The organism is Streptomyces sp. NPDC052064, assembly GCF_055585925.1.
On the sequence record NZ_JBVJJE010000002.1, the window covers coordinates 233,432 to 251,188 of the forward strand.

15 protein-coding genes and 3 pseudogenes are annotated in these 17,757 nt (G+C 70.0%); 8 read left to right on the forward strand and 10 right to left on the reverse strand.

Features of this window, described 5'->3' with window-relative positions:
• On the forward strand, positions 1-474 hold a 474-nt coding region (locus tag ACZ6TU_RS05665; RefSeq protein ID WP_469546889.1), incomplete at its 5' end, for a tetratricopeptide repeat protein.
• Positions 475-709: 235 nt separating this feature from the next.
• On the opposite strand, the pseudogene ACZ6TU_RS05670 reads toward ACZ6TU_RS05665, so the two are convergent.
• The 4 genes and pseudogenes from ACZ6TU_RS05670 to ACZ6TU_RS05685 all read right to left on the reverse strand — a co-directional run.
• Positions 710-1,675, reverse strand: a pseudogene (locus ACZ6TU_RS05670) (tyrosine-type recombinase/integrase); the annotation flags it as partial.
• Positions 1,676-1,931: 256 nt separating this feature from the next.
• Positions 1,932-2,072, reverse strand: a complete 141-nt coding sequence (locus ACZ6TU_RS05675; RefSeq protein WP_467674816.1) for a hypothetical protein — start codon at positions 2,070-2,072, stop codon at positions 1,932-1,934.
• A 22-nt stretch (positions 2,073-2,094) separates the two neighbouring features.
• A pseudogene (locus tag ACZ6TU_RS05680) lies at positions 2,095-2,527 on the reverse strand (hypothetical protein).
• Positions 2,528-2,693: 166 nt separating this feature from the next.
• A pseudogene (locus tag ACZ6TU_RS05685) lies at positions 2,694-3,817 on the reverse strand (plasmid transfer protein TraB); the annotation flags it as partial.
• A gap of 351 nt (positions 3,818-4,168) precedes the next feature.
• Here ACZ6TU_RS05685 and ACZ6TU_RS05690 point away from each other — a divergent pair.
• Entirely contained in the window at positions 4,169-4,591 is a 423-nt protein-coding gene (locus ACZ6TU_RS05690) for a hypothetical protein (protein WP_467674812.1), read from the forward strand.
• 934 nt (positions 4,592-5,525) lie between these two features.
• Here the strand turns inward: ACZ6TU_RS05690 and ACZ6TU_RS05695 are convergent.
• A complete protein-coding gene (locus tag ACZ6TU_RS05695; protein WP_467674810.1) occupies positions 5,526-5,834 on the reverse strand; it encodes a hypothetical protein in 309 nt (102 codons plus the stop codon).
• 378 nt (positions 5,835-6,212) lie between these two features.
• Here ACZ6TU_RS05695 and ACZ6TU_RS05700 point away from each other — a divergent pair, with 378 nt between their 5' ends.
• From ACZ6TU_RS05700 to ACZ6TU_RS05720, 5 genes are all read left to right on the forward strand, one after another.
• On the forward strand, positions 6,213-7,403 hold the full coding sequence (locus tag ACZ6TU_RS05700) for a pyridoxal phosphate-dependent aminotransferase (protein ID WP_467674808.1): 1,191 nt from the start codon (positions 6,213-6,215) through the stop codon (positions 7,401-7,403).
• 294 nt (positions 7,404-7,697) lie between these two features.
• The gene (locus ACZ6TU_RS05705) at positions 7,698-8,276 is read left to right on the forward strand and encodes a hypothetical protein (protein ID WP_467674806.1); all 579 of its coding nucleotides are present in this window, start codon (positions 7,698-7,700) and stop codon (positions 8,274-8,276) included.
• 17 nt (positions 8,277-8,293) lie between these two features.
• Positions 8,294-9,565, forward strand: a complete 1,272-nt coding sequence (locus tag ACZ6TU_RS05710) for a peptidoglycan-binding protein (protein ID WP_469546894.1) — start codon at positions 8,294-8,296, stop codon at positions 9,563-9,565.
• Positions 9,562-10,281 carry an ABC transporter ATP-binding protein gene (locus ACZ6TU_RS05715; protein WP_467674803.1) on the forward strand — a complete coding sequence of 240 codons (720 nt, stop codon included), beginning with the start codon at positions 9,562-9,564 and terminating at the stop codon, positions 10,279-10,281. Before ACZ6TU_RS05710 ends, ACZ6TU_RS05715 begins: the two co-directional genes overlap by 4 nt.
• Entirely contained in the window at positions 10,278-11,588 is a 1,311-nt protein-coding gene (locus tag ACZ6TU_RS05720) for an ABC transporter permease (RefSeq protein WP_469546897.1), read from the forward strand. Before ACZ6TU_RS05715 ends, ACZ6TU_RS05720 begins: the two co-directional genes overlap by 4 nt.
• 105 nt (positions 11,589-11,693) lie before the next feature.
• On the opposite strand, the gene ACZ6TU_RS05725 is transcribed toward ACZ6TU_RS05720, so the two are convergent.
• A complete protein-coding gene (locus tag ACZ6TU_RS05725) occupies positions 11,694-12,053 on the reverse strand; it encodes an SH3 domain-containing protein (protein WP_029180621.1) in 360 nt (119 codons plus the stop codon).
• A 292-nt stretch (positions 12,054-12,345) separates the two neighbouring features.
• On the opposite strand from ACZ6TU_RS05725, the gene ACZ6TU_RS05730 reads away from it, so the two are divergent.
• Positions 12,346-13,980 (forward strand): ATP-binding protein, encoded by a 1,635-nt coding sequence (locus ACZ6TU_RS05730; protein WP_469546901.1) that lies wholly within the window; start codon positions 12,346-12,348, stop codon positions 13,978-13,980.
• 10 nt (positions 13,981-13,990) lie between these two features.
• On the opposite strand, the gene ACZ6TU_RS05735 is transcribed toward ACZ6TU_RS05730, so the two are convergent.
• The 4 genes from ACZ6TU_RS05735 to ACZ6TU_RS05750 form a co-directional block, all read right to left on the reverse strand.
• Positions 13,991-14,710 (reverse strand): response regulator transcription factor, encoded by a 720-nt coding sequence (locus ACZ6TU_RS05735; RefSeq protein WP_469546904.1) that lies wholly within the window; start codon positions 14,708-14,710, stop codon positions 13,991-13,993.
• Positions 14,711-15,292: 582 nt separating this feature from the next.
• Positions 15,293-15,820 carry a YbjN domain-containing protein gene (locus ACZ6TU_RS05740; RefSeq protein WP_010032094.1) on the reverse strand — a complete coding sequence of 176 codons (528 nt, stop codon included), beginning with the start codon at positions 15,818-15,820 and terminating at the stop codon, positions 15,293-15,295.
• 149 nt (positions 15,821-15,969) lie between these two features.
• Positions 15,970-16,656 carry a peptidase inhibitor family I36 protein gene (locus ACZ6TU_RS05745; RefSeq protein WP_469546907.1) on the reverse strand — a complete coding sequence of 229 codons (687 nt, stop codon included), beginning with the start codon at positions 16,654-16,656 and terminating at the stop codon, positions 15,970-15,972.
• A gap of 47 nt (positions 16,657-16,703) precedes the next feature.
• Entirely contained in the window at positions 16,704-17,231 is a 528-nt protein-coding gene (locus ACZ6TU_RS05750; protein ID WP_467674793.1) for a hypothetical protein, read from the reverse strand.
• Positions 17,232-17,757 lie beyond the last annotated feature (526 nt).

The following is a 17,757-nucleotide window of genomic DNA, read 5'->3' on the forward strand; positions in this document are numbered from 1 at the left end:
GAGCAGACCCTCGCCGACTATGTGCGGGTGCTGGGCGAGGACCACCCCCACACCCTCGGCTCCCGCAACAACCTCGCCCTGGCCTACCAATCGGCCGGTGACCTGGGCCGGGCGATCCCCCTCCACGAGCAGACCCTCGCCGACTATGTGCGGGTGCTGGGCGAGGACCACCCCCACACCCTCGGCTCCCGCAACAACCTCGCCCTGGCCTACCAATCGGCCGATGACCTGGGCCGGGCGATCCCCCTCCACGAGCAGACCCTCGCCGATCGGGTGCGGGTGCTGGGCGAGGACCACCCCCACACCCTCGGCTCCCGCAACAACCTCGCCTCCGCCTACGAATCGGCCGGTGACCTGGGCCGGGCGACCCCCCTCCACGAGCAGACCCTCGCCGACTGCGTGCGGGTACTGGGCGAGGACCACCCGACAACAAGGCAGGTGCGCGCGAACTTGGACGCTGCGCGGTCCCTTTGATCAAGGATCCTTGCTGGCGTCAGACGCGGAGGGCTTGTCCAACATCGACCTAACGACGGCTGACCCTCGCGAGCCAGCCCGCTTTCGCACGTCACAGCTCGTCGAGCAACTGACGCGACCCTCAGTGCCTGTTTTCGTCACCTCGCGAGACTCATTTCGTCGGTAACCCGTTTTGCGCGGGAAGGGCCCATCACAGAAAGGCCCTTGAACTGCGCAGGTGGGCATTTCAGGGCCGTCAAAGACTCGTTGGGCTGTGATCTTCCTGGGAAACGTGCTGAAACACCGTGTCGATGGCGCGGCGGGCCCTCTGGCGGCTGTCGGGCATCAGGTGGGCGTACACCCGCAGCGTCAGCCCCGGGTCAGCATGCCCCATGTACTCGCTGACGGCCTTGATGTTCTCGCCCGCGTCCAAGAGCGCGGACGCGTAGAAGTGCCGGAGGGCGTGCATGCCGTGCTCGCGCGCCGACTCGTACTTACCGTCGTCGTCTGCCTCCGGGATGAGGCCAGCGACCGCAAGAGCGGGCTTCCACTCCTTGCCGTTGAAGTTGCTCCGCCACACCATGCCCCCTTGCTCAGCCGTGAAGATCAGCCGGGCGGACACCCTCGGACCCTCCGGCACGTCCCACGGCAACGTGATCTCCACGGGCTTGAAGGCGTCCATGTGCGCCCGGAGGGCTTCCGCCACGGAGCCGGGCAACGGCACGTCGCGCTTCTTGCCGCCCTTGGGGAGAGCGAACACCGGGTGCCCTTCCACGTGCTTGATCTGCCGGACCACGTGGAGCGTGCGTCCGGCGGTGTCGATGGCGTCCTCAGCGAGCCCAAACACCTCGCCCTGGCGCAAGCCGCATCCGGCACCGACGTTGACCATCGCTCGGTACCGATCCAGAAGGGCCGCGCGAACGGCGAACACCTGGTCGGGCACCCACGGGACTACGGGATGCGGGTCAGGCTTGGGGCGCCGGACGGTCCGGGCACCACACGGGTTGCGCGACAACAGCGTGTCGTCAACGGCGGCAGACAGGACCGACTGAACGTCCGCGAAGATGTTCCGGGCGTAGGACTGCCCGATGCCGGGCTTCGCTTCCAGGGCGGCGACGAACTCCCTGATGTGCTCCGGCCGGAAGGTCCCGATAGGGCGGGAGCCGAGCACCGGGTAGACGTGCAACCGCAGGCGCCGACCGAGTTCCTTCCGGGTCATCGGGCTGGGTGTTGGGCCGGTCCCCACAACCGCTGTCCTTGCAGTCTGGGCAGTTCCCGAACGGCACCTTGCCTGCCCGCAGCGGCAGCGGCGGGATACCGTGCGCAGCCAGCGAGAGAGCGGTGTCCAGTAGGCCGGGCTTGTGACCTCGCCGGATGGAGGGCGCTTGGGTCATGCTGGATGCCTCCAGTTCCTCGTGTGGGTGCTGGCTGGTCGGGGCGGCCCGGTCTTTGGCGAGAGGGGGCCGCCCCTGGCGTTGCTAGTCGCAGTGGCACTCGGGCACGTCACCCGCGCCGGTGTCGCCGCAAAGGCAGCAGTGGGCGTGGGGGTAGGGCTCGGTGTCGTCGGTGGGGTAGCAGAGTTCGCAGTCGTTGAACTCGTCGTCGTAGTCGTCGAACACGTGCGGGCTCCTGTCTGGCTGGTCAGCCGTGGAAGTGGTTGCGCTTGAAGACGGCCTGGCGGATGTTGACCGTGGTCCCGCCGCCGTGGCTGCGTCCGCTGAAGAGCTGCACGGCGATCCAGCCGCCGAAGATGAGCTGGGTGACGAGTGCGGTCAGGGCAGCGATGAACGTGGTGAGCAGCAGCAGGCCGCCGCACACGGCGAGGAACCCGACGCCCCCGAGGGCGATGTTCACCGCCGCGCGAGACACAGGCGGCTTGGCCACGACCGGTTCGGGCTTGGCGGGTTCGATGGCGTAGCCGGTGACGACCCGCCCGTCGGGCAGGACAACGCTCGCTACAACCGGGACGCTGCCCAGTTGGAGGGGGGGCGATCGGCGCGGTCGGCGGGTTCACGGTGACGGGTTGCGGCTGGTGCACTTCGACGGCTGTGGGCTGTTCGGGGTGGGCCACCAGGGCTCCCTCCGGGATAGCGGCGGGCCCGCGCCACGGTGGTGGCGGCGGGCCCGTTCGGCTGGGTGTGGCGGGTAGGTGTGAGGCCGTGTGACAGGCCGCTGTGACGGCCGCGTCACAGCGCGTCTGCCTAGGGGTTTGGGTGTGATGGGCCCGTCACTGACGGGTGTCAGGCGGCCAGGAGGGTAGGGACGATGCGCCACCGGCCGGTGGTGTTCGTCGCCTCCAGGCGCCCCTCCTCCGCGGCCTTCTTCAGCCGCTTGGACACCCACGAGCGGGACAGGTTGTGCTTGTCGCACCAGTCGGTGAAGTCCTTCGGACCGACGACCATGCGGCCCTCGTGCTCGAACTCCGCGAGCGCCTGGTCAAGGAGGCGCTGCGCTTCCTCCGGCGACGGCTTGTGGCCGCTCTCCTGCCCGAAGATCGGGGCGTCATCGCCCTGCTCAGGCTCGGGGAGTTCGGCTTCGGGGTCGATGTCCGCGTCCTCGGGGTCGACCAGCGGCCCGTACCCGGTGTCGTCCATGTCGTCCTCGTCCGTGGCGGCGTGGGCGGTGGCGTCGGCGCCGGGGGTGGGGCGGCCGGTGTAGGCGTTTCCGGCGACGCTGGAGGCGGCACCGGCGGTGACGGGGTCGGCAACCGCGCCGTTCCGCTGGGCCCAGTCGGCGAGGACCTCCATCAGGGAGACCGCGTCGCGGCCGAATCCCCAGGTGCGGCCCGGGGAGGCGTAGCGGGTCTCGTCGATGCCGGGGGTGACGAGGTAGCAGTAGCCGGGGCGGCGGTTGCCCCATGCGCCGGGATGGGCGCCCGCGTCCAGCACCGTGTCCGGCAGGGAGAACGACTCATCTCGCGGGTCGCAGCCGAGCGCGATCACAGAGGGCAGGGAGGCGCGGGTGCTGGTGGACATCTGGTCATACGACGGCCGCTGAAGCGACACGATCAGGGACACGCCGGCGGACCGTGCCTCCTGCGCGATGCCGGTGAACGCGTCGTCCCCCAGGTTGCGCAGCGTGCTGGCGGCCTCTTCCATCCAGGCCACCAGGTACGGCATACCCGCGCAGCCGCAGGCGCGGCCGTCCGTGCGGCAGGAGTGCTTGGGGTCGTTCTGCACCTGGGCAGCAGCGGACGGAAGTCCTGGAACATCTTCGGGTCCGACAGCCACAGCAGCACATCCCGGCGGGACAGGATCTCCGTTTGGAGGTTGAGGGCGGTCTCGCCCTTGCCCGACCCGGTGCCGCCCGCGATGAGGACGTGGGTGCCGTTGCGTCCCTGGTCGGGGTCGCCGGGCAGCCACAGGTGATAGCCGAGTGAAGGCGCCGCTGGGGGGGATGGAGGTGGCGCCGTTCCCGACTGCAGGCCGGTAGTGGCTTGCGCGGGGTGCTTCCATCCCGTCCGCCATCGACCCAGGCAGAGCCGAGCAGACGCGGCCCATGGCGTCCAGGTCGTTCGTACAGTGGCGCGCTCCACCTGGACGCCATGAACCACGCCTGCTCCACGGTGTGTGGGTCGACGGCGGACGGGATGGAAGCTGGGGAAGGTGGTGGGTGCAGGAGGGGAGTGCCTGAGTGGTTGACGGCCGGACCGACCACCGCCCCGGCGACTGTTTGTATGCTGCGGCATCACGCGTATCACAGGGGGAGAACGCAGTTGTACACCACGCTCGCGAGCACCACGAACTACGGCATCCCGTTCCTGATCATCGCCGTTCCCTTCGGCATCGCGTCGCTCCTGTTTGTCCCCCAGCAATTGCGAAACCGTCGGCTGAGGAAGAACGGGGTGGAAACCCTGGCCATCTGCAAGGAGCGCATACGCCGCGGCGGTACGGCGGTGGAGGTACTGAACTGCTCCTTCCGAACGGCCGACGGCGAGGAGGTGTGGGCGCTCGTCACCGCCCCGAAGCCGCCGCCGTGGGAGGGTGAGGAGGTTCCCGTCGTGTTCGATGCACGTAAACCCTCGTCCGCCGAGAGCGCGTACTACCTGGCCTCTTTCGGATCCCGCGTGGGTCTCGTACTCCAGTTGCTCGTCGGTCTGCTGCTTGTGGCAGGGGCCGTGGCAGGAGCACTTTCCTGACACCGTTCAGTGCGAGCACCGCTGTCGAGGGGCTCCGGAGGCAAGATGTCAAGCGCCCATTGATGTCTGACACCAGTAGCTGACACCAACAGGGGCGAACAACGGCGGATAACGCCGAACCTCAGCAGACGAGCTGTCGAGGCAGAAGGTCGATTGATCCAGTAAGCCAAGGCGCCATGATCGACCTGGTAGGGATGAGGCCAGATCTCAAAGCCCGCATCGCCGGGCGCGCCTGGCACCGAATCCGTGCCCCACTCGTGCCCGATCCATCGGGGAACCACGGGGAACAGCAGCCAATCACGGATAGCACCCAACACCACGACCCCTGACCGTTTCACCTGGTCAGGGGTCGTTCATCTGCGGTGGGTGTGGGATTTGAACCCACGGTGACATCGCTGCCACGACGGTTTTCAAGATCGCGTGGCGAGGGATGCAGCCCTGCGGCGCACCCCCCAAGCCCTGAACCGGCCGCTAACGAAGATGCCGATACCGATGGACAGAGCGATCAGCAGGGCTGAGGGCCCGACGCCAAGGGAGACCGAGTGGTGCCCCGCTGCCAGCGACAACAGGAACATGATCAGCAGGGTGGTTGCGGCTGACACGGCGAGAAAAACCGCCAGTTCGGCCCACCACATCGCCCTTGTTGGTTGAGTCGTCACGGCATCCTTCTACACCATGGCCTCCAGGCCGACCACGGCGACGGTTCGTAGCTAGGCAAGCCCAGGGTAGGTGCGTGAGTCCCACAGCGGCTGAGTGTCTAACTGAGTGACAACGCCGACGTACAGCAGCGGACAAGCGCGCACACCTGCGGACCATCGCAGCAGGTGAGAGGCGCACCAGCCCAAGGTCGAGCGACCGTCCAAGTTACTTCGGGACGAAGAGGTCCGCGCCCATCCGTCGCGGCGACAGTCAGGCTCGTCTCTACCCTGACCGCTCAGGAGCAATTGCAGGACCAGGCGTAGGCGATGAATACGGCCGCCACGGCGAACGTGGCGGCCGCCGCGCCGGCCAGTCGCCCGCGCCGCCCTGGCCTTGACGGACGAAGCAGCTCCCAGCCGCCATAGACGAGGAAGGCCAGCAGGGCACCACCTACACCACCGGTGACGAGTGGGCTGTGCTCCCACCCCCAGACGAACCCCAGAGCCAGACCGGCCACGGCGAGGCAGGCAATAACCGTCAGCACCACCTCCCCGGCGAGCTCCCCCAGGAGTTCCTTCAAGAACGAACCCACGCCGCGGATCACGCGCAGAACACGACTCCGAGCCACAGAAACAGCCACACGCCCCCCCCCAGAGCCAGTCTCGAGTGATCGGACCCTACGAAATCGCGACGCATCGTAAAAGAGCGATCAGGCCATCTGTTCGGCAGCGCAGCAGCGCCACGACCGTGTACACCACGGAGGCCAGAGGCCACGAGCGCTCGGTGTCGACTTCGACGACCGGCTAGAGGCTCATAGGGGGCCCGGAGCCGGGCCGTCTGTGGGCCGTCCGAGGGCAGCCAACGACGACAGATGACGACAGTCGGCGACGGCCCGACCCCTGCTCAGAGACGGTGTCCTGAGTACCAGCGCAGGCACCCATCCTCAAAGCACAGTTGAGGAAGTCCAGAGCTTCGGCGGAGGATGACCCGCATGACCTCCAGCGCGCGCCCCCTCCTCAACCGCCGGCTCGCCGAGTTCGGGACGACGATCTTCGCCGAGATGTCCGCCCTGGCCCTGAGCACCGGCGCCATCAACCTCGGGCAGGGCTTCCCCGACACCGACGGCCCCGAGGAGGTCAGGGAGGCCGCCGTACGAGCGCTGCGGGACGGCCTCGGCAACCAGTACCCGCCGGGCCCCGGCGTCCCCGAGCTGCGCACCGCGATCGCCGCCCACCAGCAGCGGCGCTACGGCCTGTCCTGCGACCCCGACCGGGAGGTCCTGGTCACCGCCGGGGCCACCGAGGCCATCGCCGCCTCGCTGCTGGCCCTGGTGGAGCCCGGCGACGAGGTGATCGCCTTCGAGCCGTACTACGACTCGTACGCGGCGTGCATCGCGATGGCGGGCGGGCGCCGGGTGCCGGTCATGCTCCGGCCGCACGAGGGCAGCTTCCGCCTCGACCTCGACGAACTGCGCGACGCCGTCACCGACCGCACCCGTCTGCTGCTGATCAACACCCCGCACAACCCGACCGGCACGGTCCTCACGCGCCCGGAGCTGGCCGCGATCGCCGAGCTCGCGGTGGAGCGGGACCTGCTCGTGGTGACGGACGAGGTGTACGAGCACCTGGTCTTCGACGGGGCCGAGCACGTGCCGCTGGCGACGTTCCCGGGGATGCGCGAGCGCACGGTCACCATCGGGTCGGCCGGCAAGACGTTCTCGTTCACCGGCTGGAAGGTCGGCTGGGTGACCGGCACCCAGGAACTCGTGACCGCCGTCCGGACGGCCAAGCAGTACCTGACCTATGTCAGCGCCGGCCCGTTCCAGTACGCGATCGCTGAGGCGCTGAGCCTGCCGGACTCGTACTTCGACGGCTTCCGCGCCGACCTCCGCCGCAAGCGCGACCTGCTCGGCGAGGGCCTGCGCACGGCCGGGTTCGAGGTCTACCAACCCCAGGGCACATATTTCATCACCACCGACATCACCCCTTTCGGTGAGAAGGACGCCCACCGCTTCTGCCGCGCACTGCCCGAACGCTGCGGCGTCGTCGCCATCCCCAACTCCGTCTTCTACGACCACCCGGACGCCGGCCGCAGCCAGGTCCGCTTCGCCTTCTGCAAGAGGGACGACGTTCTCCACGAGGCCGCCGTTCGGCTGCGGCGCCTGGCTTCGTGACATCACCTTCCCCTGCCGGCACGATCCGCTCGGCGTGCGCCTCGCGACGCGGGCTTCGGGGTCGACTGCCGGCCTGCCGCACCGGACAGTGCTGGGACAGCGCGCTCGCCGAGTGGTCGATTCTGCGCCGCCGTCGGGCGGGAGTCGCCGGCTGCCGTGACGTCGCGCCCCGCCCGAAGCGCGCCCGCATGATCGGGTAACAGGTTCTTCAAAGGTTCTTCATCACCTCCGGCCTACGGTCGGCGGGCTGCCCGCCGCACCCGCGGTCGGGCCCGACAGGAGGCGGGAGAACCGATGAGGACGAACCGGGTGCTGATGGCCGTGGTGACGGCGTCGGTCATGGCGATCACCCTGGCCGGCTGCGGCGGCGAGGGCGACGCTCCGAAGGTCCCGACGGCCGGCGGCGACAACACGTCCGCGGCGTCCGGCAAGACGGCCTCCCCGGGCGGTGGCGACGACGTGTCCGCGTACGTGAACGCCCAGCGCGAGTGGGTGAAGTGCCTGCGGGAGAACGGGGTCGACGCCCCCGACCCGGACGCCAAGGGGCAGGTCGACTTCGGCGACAACGCGGCGCTGAAGAAGGACACGAAGTTCCTGAACGCCTCCGAGAAGTGCGCCTCGCTCGTGGCGGCCGTCCCCGAGAGCCTCGAGAACGCCAACCAGCCCGAGCTCACCCCCGAGCAGATCAAGGTCAAGCGTGAGTACGCCGACTGCATGCAGAAGAACGGCGCCCCCGACTTCCCCGATCCCGGCCCCGACGGGACCGCGCAGGGCTCCGAGTGGGACCAGACGTCGGCGGGAGCCAAGCGTGCCACCCGTGTCTGCGCTCCGATCATCGGTGACCCGGTGGACCAGCCCGAGGGCAAGGGCTGACGATGACGGAGACGGTCATGCAGACCGATCACGAGCGCGGGGCGGCTCCCGCGCCGCCGCCGCGCGGACGGCGCGGCCGGCGTACGGTCCTGGTGGCCTCGGCTTTGGTCGTCGTGGCGGCGGTCGCCGTGGTCGGTGCGCTGGGCCTCGGCGGAGGCGGCACGGAGGACGGCTCCTCCGCCCCGCCCCGCTCAGGCTCCACCGTCCCGGTCACCCGGGCAACGCTGACCGAACGCACCACGGTGGACGGCCAATTGGGGTACGGCACTGAGATACCGCTGCCGGTCAAGTCGACGGGCACCGTGACCTGGCTGCCCACGGAGGGCAGGACGGTGGAGCGCGGCGGCACTCTGCTGCGCGTCGACGACCGGCCGGTGGTGCTGCTGTACGGGACGCTGCCGATGTACCGGGACCTGGGCCTGACCGCGGGCACCGGACAGGGCACCCGGCAAGACGCCGGGGACGCCGGGAACAAGGGGGACGCCCAGGGCACGGGTGACCAGGGCCTCACGGACGACACCTCCAAGGCCCCGGCTCCCTCCGGATCGCCGACGCCGGGTGGCACCGGGGCAGGAGGGACAGGGAGCACTCTGCGCGGGATGGACGTCCTGCAGTTCGAGAGCAATCTCGCCGCTCTCGGCTACACCGGCTTCACGATCGACGAGGAGTTCACCGGCGCCACCGCCCGCGCGGTCAAGCGCTGGCAGAAGTCCCTCGGGCTTCCCCGGACCGGCACGGTCGGCGTCGGGGACGTCGTCTACTCCGCCGGCAAGGTGCGGATCGGCCACGCGGGTGTCCGGCTCGGCTCGGCAGTCACCGAGGACGTCCTCACGTACACCGGTACGTCTCGGAAGGTCGTCGTCAACGCCTCGGCGGCGGAGGACTCCTGGGCCGTGCGCGGCGCCGCCGTCACGATCGGGCTGCCCGACGGGACATCGGTGAAGGGCGAGGTGGCCTCGGTGGGGAAGAGGGCGACCGACCCCGAGGAGGGAGGCGGGGAGGGCGGCTCCGGGGCACCGACGGTTCCGGTGACCATCACCGTCAAGGACCAGAAATCCGTGGGAAGGCTGGAGAGCGCGCCGGTCACCGTCGAGTACGTGGGGCGGGAACGGGCGGACGTCCTCACCGTCCCGGTCGCCGCGCTGGTCGCCCTCGCCGAGGGCGGCCACGGCCTGGAGACCGCGGACGGCCGGTTCGTCGCGGTGAAGACCGGGCTCTTCGCGGACGGCCGGGTGGAAGTGAGCGGAAGCGCGGTTCGCGAGGGCATGAAGGTGAGGATCCCCGAGTGAGCGGAGCGTCGGCCGTCGTGGAGTTCGACGGGGTCTCCAAGACGTACCCCGGTGGTGTGGCGGCGGTACGGGACGTGAGCCTGAGCATCGGGCGCGGCGAACTCGTCGCGGTCGTCGGCCCGTCGGGATCGGGCAAGTCCAGCATGCTGAACCTCATGGGCAGCCTCGACCGGCCCTCCGCCGGGCGGGTGCTGGTCGACGGCCACGACGTGGCGAAGCTGACGGACCGAGAGGTGTCAGCACTGCGGGCCACCCGGATCGGCTTCGTCTTCCAGCAGTTCCATCTGGCGGTAGGGGTTCCGGTCCTGGACTCCGTGGCCGACGGGCTGCTGTACGCCGGGGTACCGCTGCGCCGCCGCCGGGCCAGGGCGGCGGTGGCGCTGGAACGAGTCGGCCTCAGCCACCGCGTCCACCACCTCCCGCACCAGCTGTCCGGCGGCGAGCGCCAGCGGGTGGCGGTGGCCCGGGCGGTGATCGGCGAACCGGCGGTCCTGCTGGCGGACGAGCCGACCGGCAACCTGGACTCCGCTTCCGGGGAGGCCGTACTCGGTCTGCTGCGCGAGCTGCACGCCGCCGGGACCACGGTCGTGATCATCACCCACGACCGGGAGATCGCGGCCGGGCTGCCCCGCCGTATCGAGATGCGCGACGGCCGCGTGGTGGCGGACACCACGACCACCACGACCACGGACGCGCCGAGCGAGGCGGTCCGATGACCGACGGTACGACGAACGGCCTCCCCGTGGACGACGCCCCACCCACCCTGCCGTCCGGCCCCCGCAGGGGCGCCGGAAGTGGCCGCGGACGGGAGAGCGGTGCCGTCGGTGGCACGGGCGGCGGGCTGCGGGCCGCCCGCCTCGGTCCCCGGGACATCGTGCGACTCGGCGGGACCGGGCTGCGGACTCGTCCCCTGCGGGTCTTCCTCTCCGCGCTCGGGATCGCGATCGGCGTCGCCGCCATGATCGCGGTGGTCGGCATCTCCGGTTCCGGCCGGTCGGAGGTGGACCGCCGACTCGACGCGCTCGGCACCAACCTGCTGCGGGTCGCCCCCGGCGACGCGCTCGACGGCACCGAAGCCAAGCTGCCCCACGAGGCCGTACCGATGATCGGCCGCATCCCGCCCGTGCAGCAGATCGCCGCCACCGGCGCGACCGCCGCACACATCTACCGCAATGAGCACATCGCCATCGGCCGCACCGGCTCCCTCGAGGTCCTCGCTGCCGGCAGGGACCTGCTGCCGGCAGTCGGCGGCCACGTCCGCCGGGGCCGCTGGCTGGATTCCGCGACCGAGGAGTACCCGGCGGTCGTGCTCGGCTCCACGGCCGCGGGGCGGCTCGACGTGTACACGCCGGGGACCCGGGTCTGGCTCGGCGGCCGCTGGTTCTCGCTCGTCGGCGTCCTCGATCCGGTACCGCTCGCGCCGGAGCTCGACAGCGCGGCGCTGGTCGGCTGGCCGGCGGCCCGGACGTACCTGCGCTTCGACGGCCATCCGTCGACGGTCTACGTCCGCGCCGAGGACAGCCAGGTCGCGGAGGTACGGGCCGTGCTGCCGGCCACGGCGTACCCGGAGAAACCGGGCCAGGTCCGCATCTCCCGGCCCTCCGACGCGCTCGCCGCCCGCGAGGCCACCGAGTCGGCGCTGACCGGGCTGCTGCTCGGCCTCGGTGGCGTGGCCCTGCTCGTCGGGGGCGTGGGGGTCGGCAACACGATGGTCATCTCGGTCCTGGAGCGGCGCCCGGAGATCGGCCTGCGCCGCGCGCTGGGGGCGACCCGCGGCCAGATCAGGACCCAGTTCGTGACGGAGTCGCTGCTGCTGTCGCTCATCGGCGGCCTCGGGGGGACGGTGCTGGGGACCGCGATCACGGCGGCCTACGCCCTCAGCCGCGACTGGCCGACGGTCGTCCCGGTGTGGGCGAGTGCGGCGGGGATCGGCTGCACCCTCGTCATCGGCATGATCGCCGGACTGTATCCGGCGGTACGGGCGAGCCGGCTGTCACCGACGGAGGCCCTGTCCGGCTCCTGAGCGGCCCGCCCGTCGTACGGGTCAGGGGCGGCCTCGGTGAGACCGCCCCTGACGCACGATGAGTCCGGCCTGCTCAGCCCTCCCGCGGGAGTGCCGGCGGGCGTACTAGAAGCCGCAGTAGGTGAGGCTGCCGCCGTCGCTCAGCAGGTCGTCGCGGACCCAGCCGGTCGTACCGGTGGTGTCGTTCCGGAGGTACGTCCAGGTCTCACTGGTGTTCCCGATGCGCGTGTAGCAGTGGTAGTCGAGGTTGTGGGTGTTGTAGGCGATGCCGAGGATGGCGCAGCCGGTGCTGGAGCCGCTTCTCTGGTTGGCGCCGTTGGCCGTCCTGTCCCAAGAGCTGCTGTCCATGTCGGAGGCGGTCCTGCCGCAGGACGCGGCTGCGGAGGCCGGGGTGGAGAGGGCGAGCGGGACGGCCATGGCCACCGCCGCAAGGGCAGGTACGACAGCCGCGAGTCGACGCTTCATTTCTGTACCCCCACGAATCCCTTTTCTGTTGGCACTGCTTCCCCAGACACCGTTTTGGCACCTGAGCAAAACAGCCACCACCGCATCAATCGGTGTGCAAGTGGCGTCAGTACAATCGCAGTCACAAAAATCCTGAAGAAAGAATTCCGCCCGCAACTGTCCGATTCCTGTCGACGGGGGACCGAAAAATGTCACGAGCGATAATGCGCCGCTCTACAGTCCTTTTGGCCCAAAGCGCCCCCTTGGCAAGCATCCGACGCCCGCACCTCACAACTCCCAGTGGTGGCACGCGATGAGCTTCCGGCTCCGGGTACTCGGCCTGCTGATGCTGGTCGCGATGGCCGCGACCGCCGCCACCGCCTGGCTGACCCTGCGTCAGGCGAACCGTCAGGTCCGGGAGAGTGTCACCGCGGGACGGCAGGAGGTCTCCCGGATCACCGGCGAGCTCCGCGCGTACGGGGTCGCGCACGGCACCTGGGAGGGCCTCTCACCGACGGTGAGCCGCCTGGCCAAGGACACCGGCCAGCGCATCCGGGTCGCCACCGAGAACGACGTCCTGCTCGCCGATTCCGACGCGCTCCAGGGCCGTGCTCCCCGCCCGGTGAGCAGCCAGCCGCCGGTGCTGGTCGACCCGCGTCCCCTCCTGCGGATCCCCGCGGGACAGATACCGCGGACCTCGATGAAGCTGACGGCGACAGCGATCGCCCAGTACCGCGCCGAAGCGGCGTACGCGGCCTGTCTGACCCGGGCGGGGGCCAGGGTGACGGCCCGGCCGGACGACACCGGCGTGCCGCGGATCCGCACGGAGCGCCGGCCGGAACAGTGCCAGGAGCCGGCAGGCGAACCGGACCCGCGGACTTCGCAGGACCTCGAGGCGATCAGGACATGCGAGTCCGAGCAGCAGTTCATCGCCTGCCTGCAGCGGGTGTTCAACGAGCGCGTGGGCTCCGCCGCCCCGCCACGCCTGGAGATCCGTCTCGGCGTCCGGGACGAGTCCCCGCCCACCCTGGCCGCAGCACCCACGGTGGCCGTCGCCGGGGGCGTCGCCCTCGCCGCCGTGGTCGGCGCCCTGCTCCTGAGCCGGGCCGTGCTGCGCCCGGTCCGTGCCATGACCCTGGCCGCCGGGGGGCTGGGCGAGGGAGACCTGGGGCGGCGGGTCCCCGTCTCCGGCCGGGACGAGATCGCCCAACTCGGCCGTGCCTTCAACCGGATGGCGGACTCCATACAGGCCGGCGAGGAACGCCAGCGCCGCCTCACCGGTGACATCGCCCACGAGCTGCGCACTCCGCTGGCCAATCTGCGCGGCTATCTGGAGGCCCTGCGGGACGGGGTCGTCGCACCGACCCCCGAGCTGCTCGATTCCCTCCACGAGGAGGCACTGCTGCAGCAGCGGATCGTGGACGACCTGCAGGACCTCGCGCTGGCCGAGGCCGGTGCACTCACCTACCACCGCGCGCGCGTCGACCTGCGCGAGCTCCTCGAAGCCGCCGGCACGGCCCACCGCGCCCAGGCCGACGCGGCGGGTGTCGCGCTGAGGCTGGAGGCGCCGCAACCCGTGTACGTCATCGCCGACGCCGACCGACTGCGTCAGGTCGTCGGCAATCTGGTCGGCAACGCCCTCAGGGCCACGGCACCGGGCGGCACGGTGACACTGGCCCTGGGCCGGCACGGCGATCTTGCGTTCATTCAGGTGCGGGACACCGGCAAGGGCATACCCGCCGAGGACCTGCCGCATCTCTTCAGCCGCTTCTGGCGGGCGGACGCGGCACGGGGCCGCGCCACCGGAGGGAGTGGCCTGGGGCTGTCCATCGCCCGCCAGATCGTGACCGATCACCAGGGGACGATCGACGTGGAGAGCGCCGTCGGCGTCGGCACGACCTTCACCGTCGCGCTCTCCACGGCCCGGCCGCCGGCCGACGCCGACTGATCACCTTCGGTCAGGATCCCGGGAGCGCTCGGGTGGGGGCCGAGCCGTCCAGCAGGCGGTACCCCCGGCCGTACACGGTCTCCAGATGGCGTGGCCGGGCCGGGTCGTCCCCCAGCTTCCGGCGCAGGTTGCGCACATGGGCGTCCACCGTGCGCTCGAGTACATCGCTGTCGAAGCCGAAGGCGCGCTCGATGATCTGGGCCCGGGTGAACACCCGCCCCGGCTCGCGGGCCAGGGCCTCCAGGATCGAGAACTCCTTGGAGGTCAGCGCCACCGGACGGCCCGCCACCCGGACCTCGAAGCGGGCGGTGTCCAGTTCGACCGCGCCGACCCGCAGCACTTCGCTCCCGGCCGCGCCGCCTTTCCTGGAGCGCCGCAGCAGCGCCCGTACCCGCGCGGTGAGTTCGCGGGGGCTGTAGGGCTTGGTGAGGTAGTCGTCGGCCCCCAGGTCGAGGCCGAGAAGCATGTCCTCCTCGGTGCTGCGGGCGGTCAGCAGCAGAATCGGTACCTCGGAGGCCTCAGCACGCAGAATGCGGCATACGTCGAGGCCGTCGACGAGCGGCAGCATCACATCGAGAACGATGAGATCCAGTCCCGTCGAACGCGCCCGTTCCAGCGCTGCCCTGCCGTCGGCCACGACCTGCACGGCGTTGCCTTCCCGTTCCAGATAAATCCGGATGAGACGAGATTGCTTTTCGTCGTCCTCGGCGACCAGGATGCGCGCGCTCAACGATTCTCCTCAGCGAGGCCCAGCACGATTCCATCACCGTTGATACCAACGCGCCCCCGGAATTCCCACCTCCGGGAAACTCCCGGTTCCCTGGACTGCCTCATGAGCCGGTCGGGACGGCAGGCGATAATGTGCCGGATGCCACGGTTCCGGGCTTCCTCCAGCACGAGGTGGCCCTAGCCAGGCCGCTTCCGCTTGCGGCTCCAGGCGGAGCGGCTGTTGTCCACGAAGACATGGGCGGGAGCAACGACGAGGCCGCGCCGGTCGGCGATCTCGTCGCAGATGCGCTCCTGTGGTTCGACGCCCGTCTCGCCGTCATCGTCCTCCTGGGATATGCGGCAGTAGACGGCGGCCGGCTCACCGGTGAGCCGGTGGTACCGGAGATGCCGCTGGTAGGCCTGCCGCCCGGCACGCGAGTAGGCCTACGAACGAGGTGTGGGCTGGGTGAGGTCTTCCGCCCGTCGGGGACCTACTTCGTCACCACCGTCCGTCCCGGCACCGGAAAAGGCGTACGGCGCGTACAGCGCGTACCTCTCTGCTCGTACGCGCCGACGCGCCGCTGGGGGGGCGGGCCTGCTGGGCCTACTCCTCGTCCTCGGGCTTCTCCGCCTCGTTGATCTCCTCCTCGAGACCGAGCTGCTCGATGAGCCACTTGTCGAACTCGATCGCGGCCCGCACCCAGCTGACCGTCGAGGAGACGAAGTGCTCCAGGCTCACGCCCATGCCGATCAGCATCTGGGCCTCGCCGATCAGGCGGACCGTGCCGTCGTCGTGGGTGTGGCTGTAGACCTTGGGCCACAGGGTGCGGCGGTTCCAGTCGTCGATGGACTCCAGGATCTGCGGCTTGGCCTCGATCTCGTGAGGCCGGTCGTAGAACGTCCGCACGGAGAAGACCTGCTGGTCTCCCTCACCCCGGAACATGAAGTAGGTGCGGAACTGCTCCCACGGCGCCGCGAGGTCTCCCTCGTCGTCGACGACGTACTTGAGCTCCATCTGGTCGAGGAGCTGCTTCACGAGGTCCTGATCCGGGACGACGGGGCCCGCCGGTCCTTGCGGCTGCGGCTCGGGCTGGCCCCCGAAGTTCGGAATCGAGGACGGGTCGATGGTCACCGTGTTTTTCCCTTCGTACGGATCCCGCCATCCTCCCCCATGCGGGGAGGGGGGTGGCAACCCCGGACCGGTCCCATCAGCCCTCGGCTGACAGGATCCGGCCGGTCGGGGGAAGCACCGGGTACCTCCCCGGAGCCTTTGCGCACCTGTCAGGCGCGCCGGACCTCGAAGATGTCGACCTTGTCGTTCCAGTTCCCGCCGCCCGGGTAGTCGAGGTTGCGGAAGTTGGAGTAGCCGCCCGGCGGGTCGAGCCGCCGGACCCGGTCCTCGACGGGCCAGGAGCGCAGGTCGGTGATCTTCGCGTCGCCGTAGTTGATCGCGTAGCGGCCGACCCAGTAGTAGACGGAGCTCAGCTTGTCCCGGCAGCCCCACTCCTTGAGGTCCTTCTTCCCGTCGGAGAACAGCCGCAGGAGCCTGCCCTTGTAGCCGGGGTCCATGTACAGGCACCAGTAGTCGGCGACGCACCGGTCGGGCGGCGCGGCGGCCGCGCGGGCCCCGGCGGGAGCGGCGGCGGTGGCCTTCCGCGTCTGCTCGCGGATCTCGGCGGGCAGCTCGGGGTCGGCCAGCGCCTCGGCGTCCGAGTCGTAGCAGTGCACCTCACCGCTGGGCAGCTCGGTGCAGCTTTCGGCGCCCTCCCACGACTCGGCGAGGTTGATCTCCCGCCCGTTGTACTCGGCGATCACAGGGCTCGCCGGTGCTTCGTCCGCCGGCGTGGCGGTGACCGACGGCTCGGCGGTGGGCTCTTCGTCCGCGTGCACCGCCGTGCCGCTGGTGAGCACGAGCACGGTGGCCGAGGCGGTGGCGACGAGGGCGCCGGTCAACGATCTGCGTATCACGTCTGTTCTCCGGGACGGTGTCGTTGCAGGGTGACGGGTTCCGTCGGTCAGCCGTGGACCAGCTGGGTGCCCGCGAGCTCCTGGGTGATGGCGCCCTTGCCGTCCCCCTCGATGTCGTAGACGACCGTGGCGTCCGACGACCACCACAGCTCACCGTCGTAGGTGGTGGACGGAGCGACGCAGGTGTTCTCCGGAGAGTCGTAGGACCACGCGTAGTAGTTGTTGACGATCTCGGTCATGTCGCAGGTCTTCTTGGTCACGACATCGTCCGCCTCGGCCTTGCCGAGGCGCGCCTCGATCCGCGTCGTGATCTTGAAGCTGGTGAACCGCTTCGAGCCGTCGATCACCTGGTCGACGCCGAGCTGCCAGTAGACGACCGACTTCCCGGTCATGTTCCCGTTCGACGTCGTGTTCGCGCCGGTGTTGTCCACGTAGTAGGTCGTCTGCGGCTTCTGGCCGGGGAAGACGACGTCGAACTGGGACGAGGCCGACCAGGCGGCCGCCGGGCTGGCCAGCAGCACGCCGAGCGCGACGGCGGACGAGGTGAGACCGGCTGCGGTCAGGATCTTGCGCATGGGCATTCCTTCTGGGCTGGAGTGGGTGCACGCGAGGGCCGGGCAGGGCACCGGCCGGGGGCTGGTCACCTTTGCGGACGGAATGTCAGCCGGTGAACCGGGAACGCGTTCTCGCCGAAGTGGGAAAGGGTGCGGAAGTCGCCGCTGTGCCGGCGCGTGCCGCGATGTGCTCTCTCCCCGTCAGCGGACAGGTGGCGGCGTGAAGGCGCGCTGGATGACGTGCATGGATGAATCCCCCCGTGAATGGTCATCGCCCCAGGGCCGGACTGGTCAGGTCCACTTCACTGGGCGCCCGGTCACTTTAGGCACAGCTGCAACACGCCGACAGAGGGCCGAGGGGACGTGGCCGAGAACCGCCCCGTGAGCGGAATCGGCAGCCGGATACGAAAAACCGTTCGGCTCATGCCGGAAACCGTGAAGATGCCGTGAAGCGGAAGGGTGCGGAATGCGCGGGTGGAGCACCGAGTTGGCCGGATACCTCGCATGCGGCCGCCGCTGCGGTGCGGCGGGAGACGCAAGCCGCCTT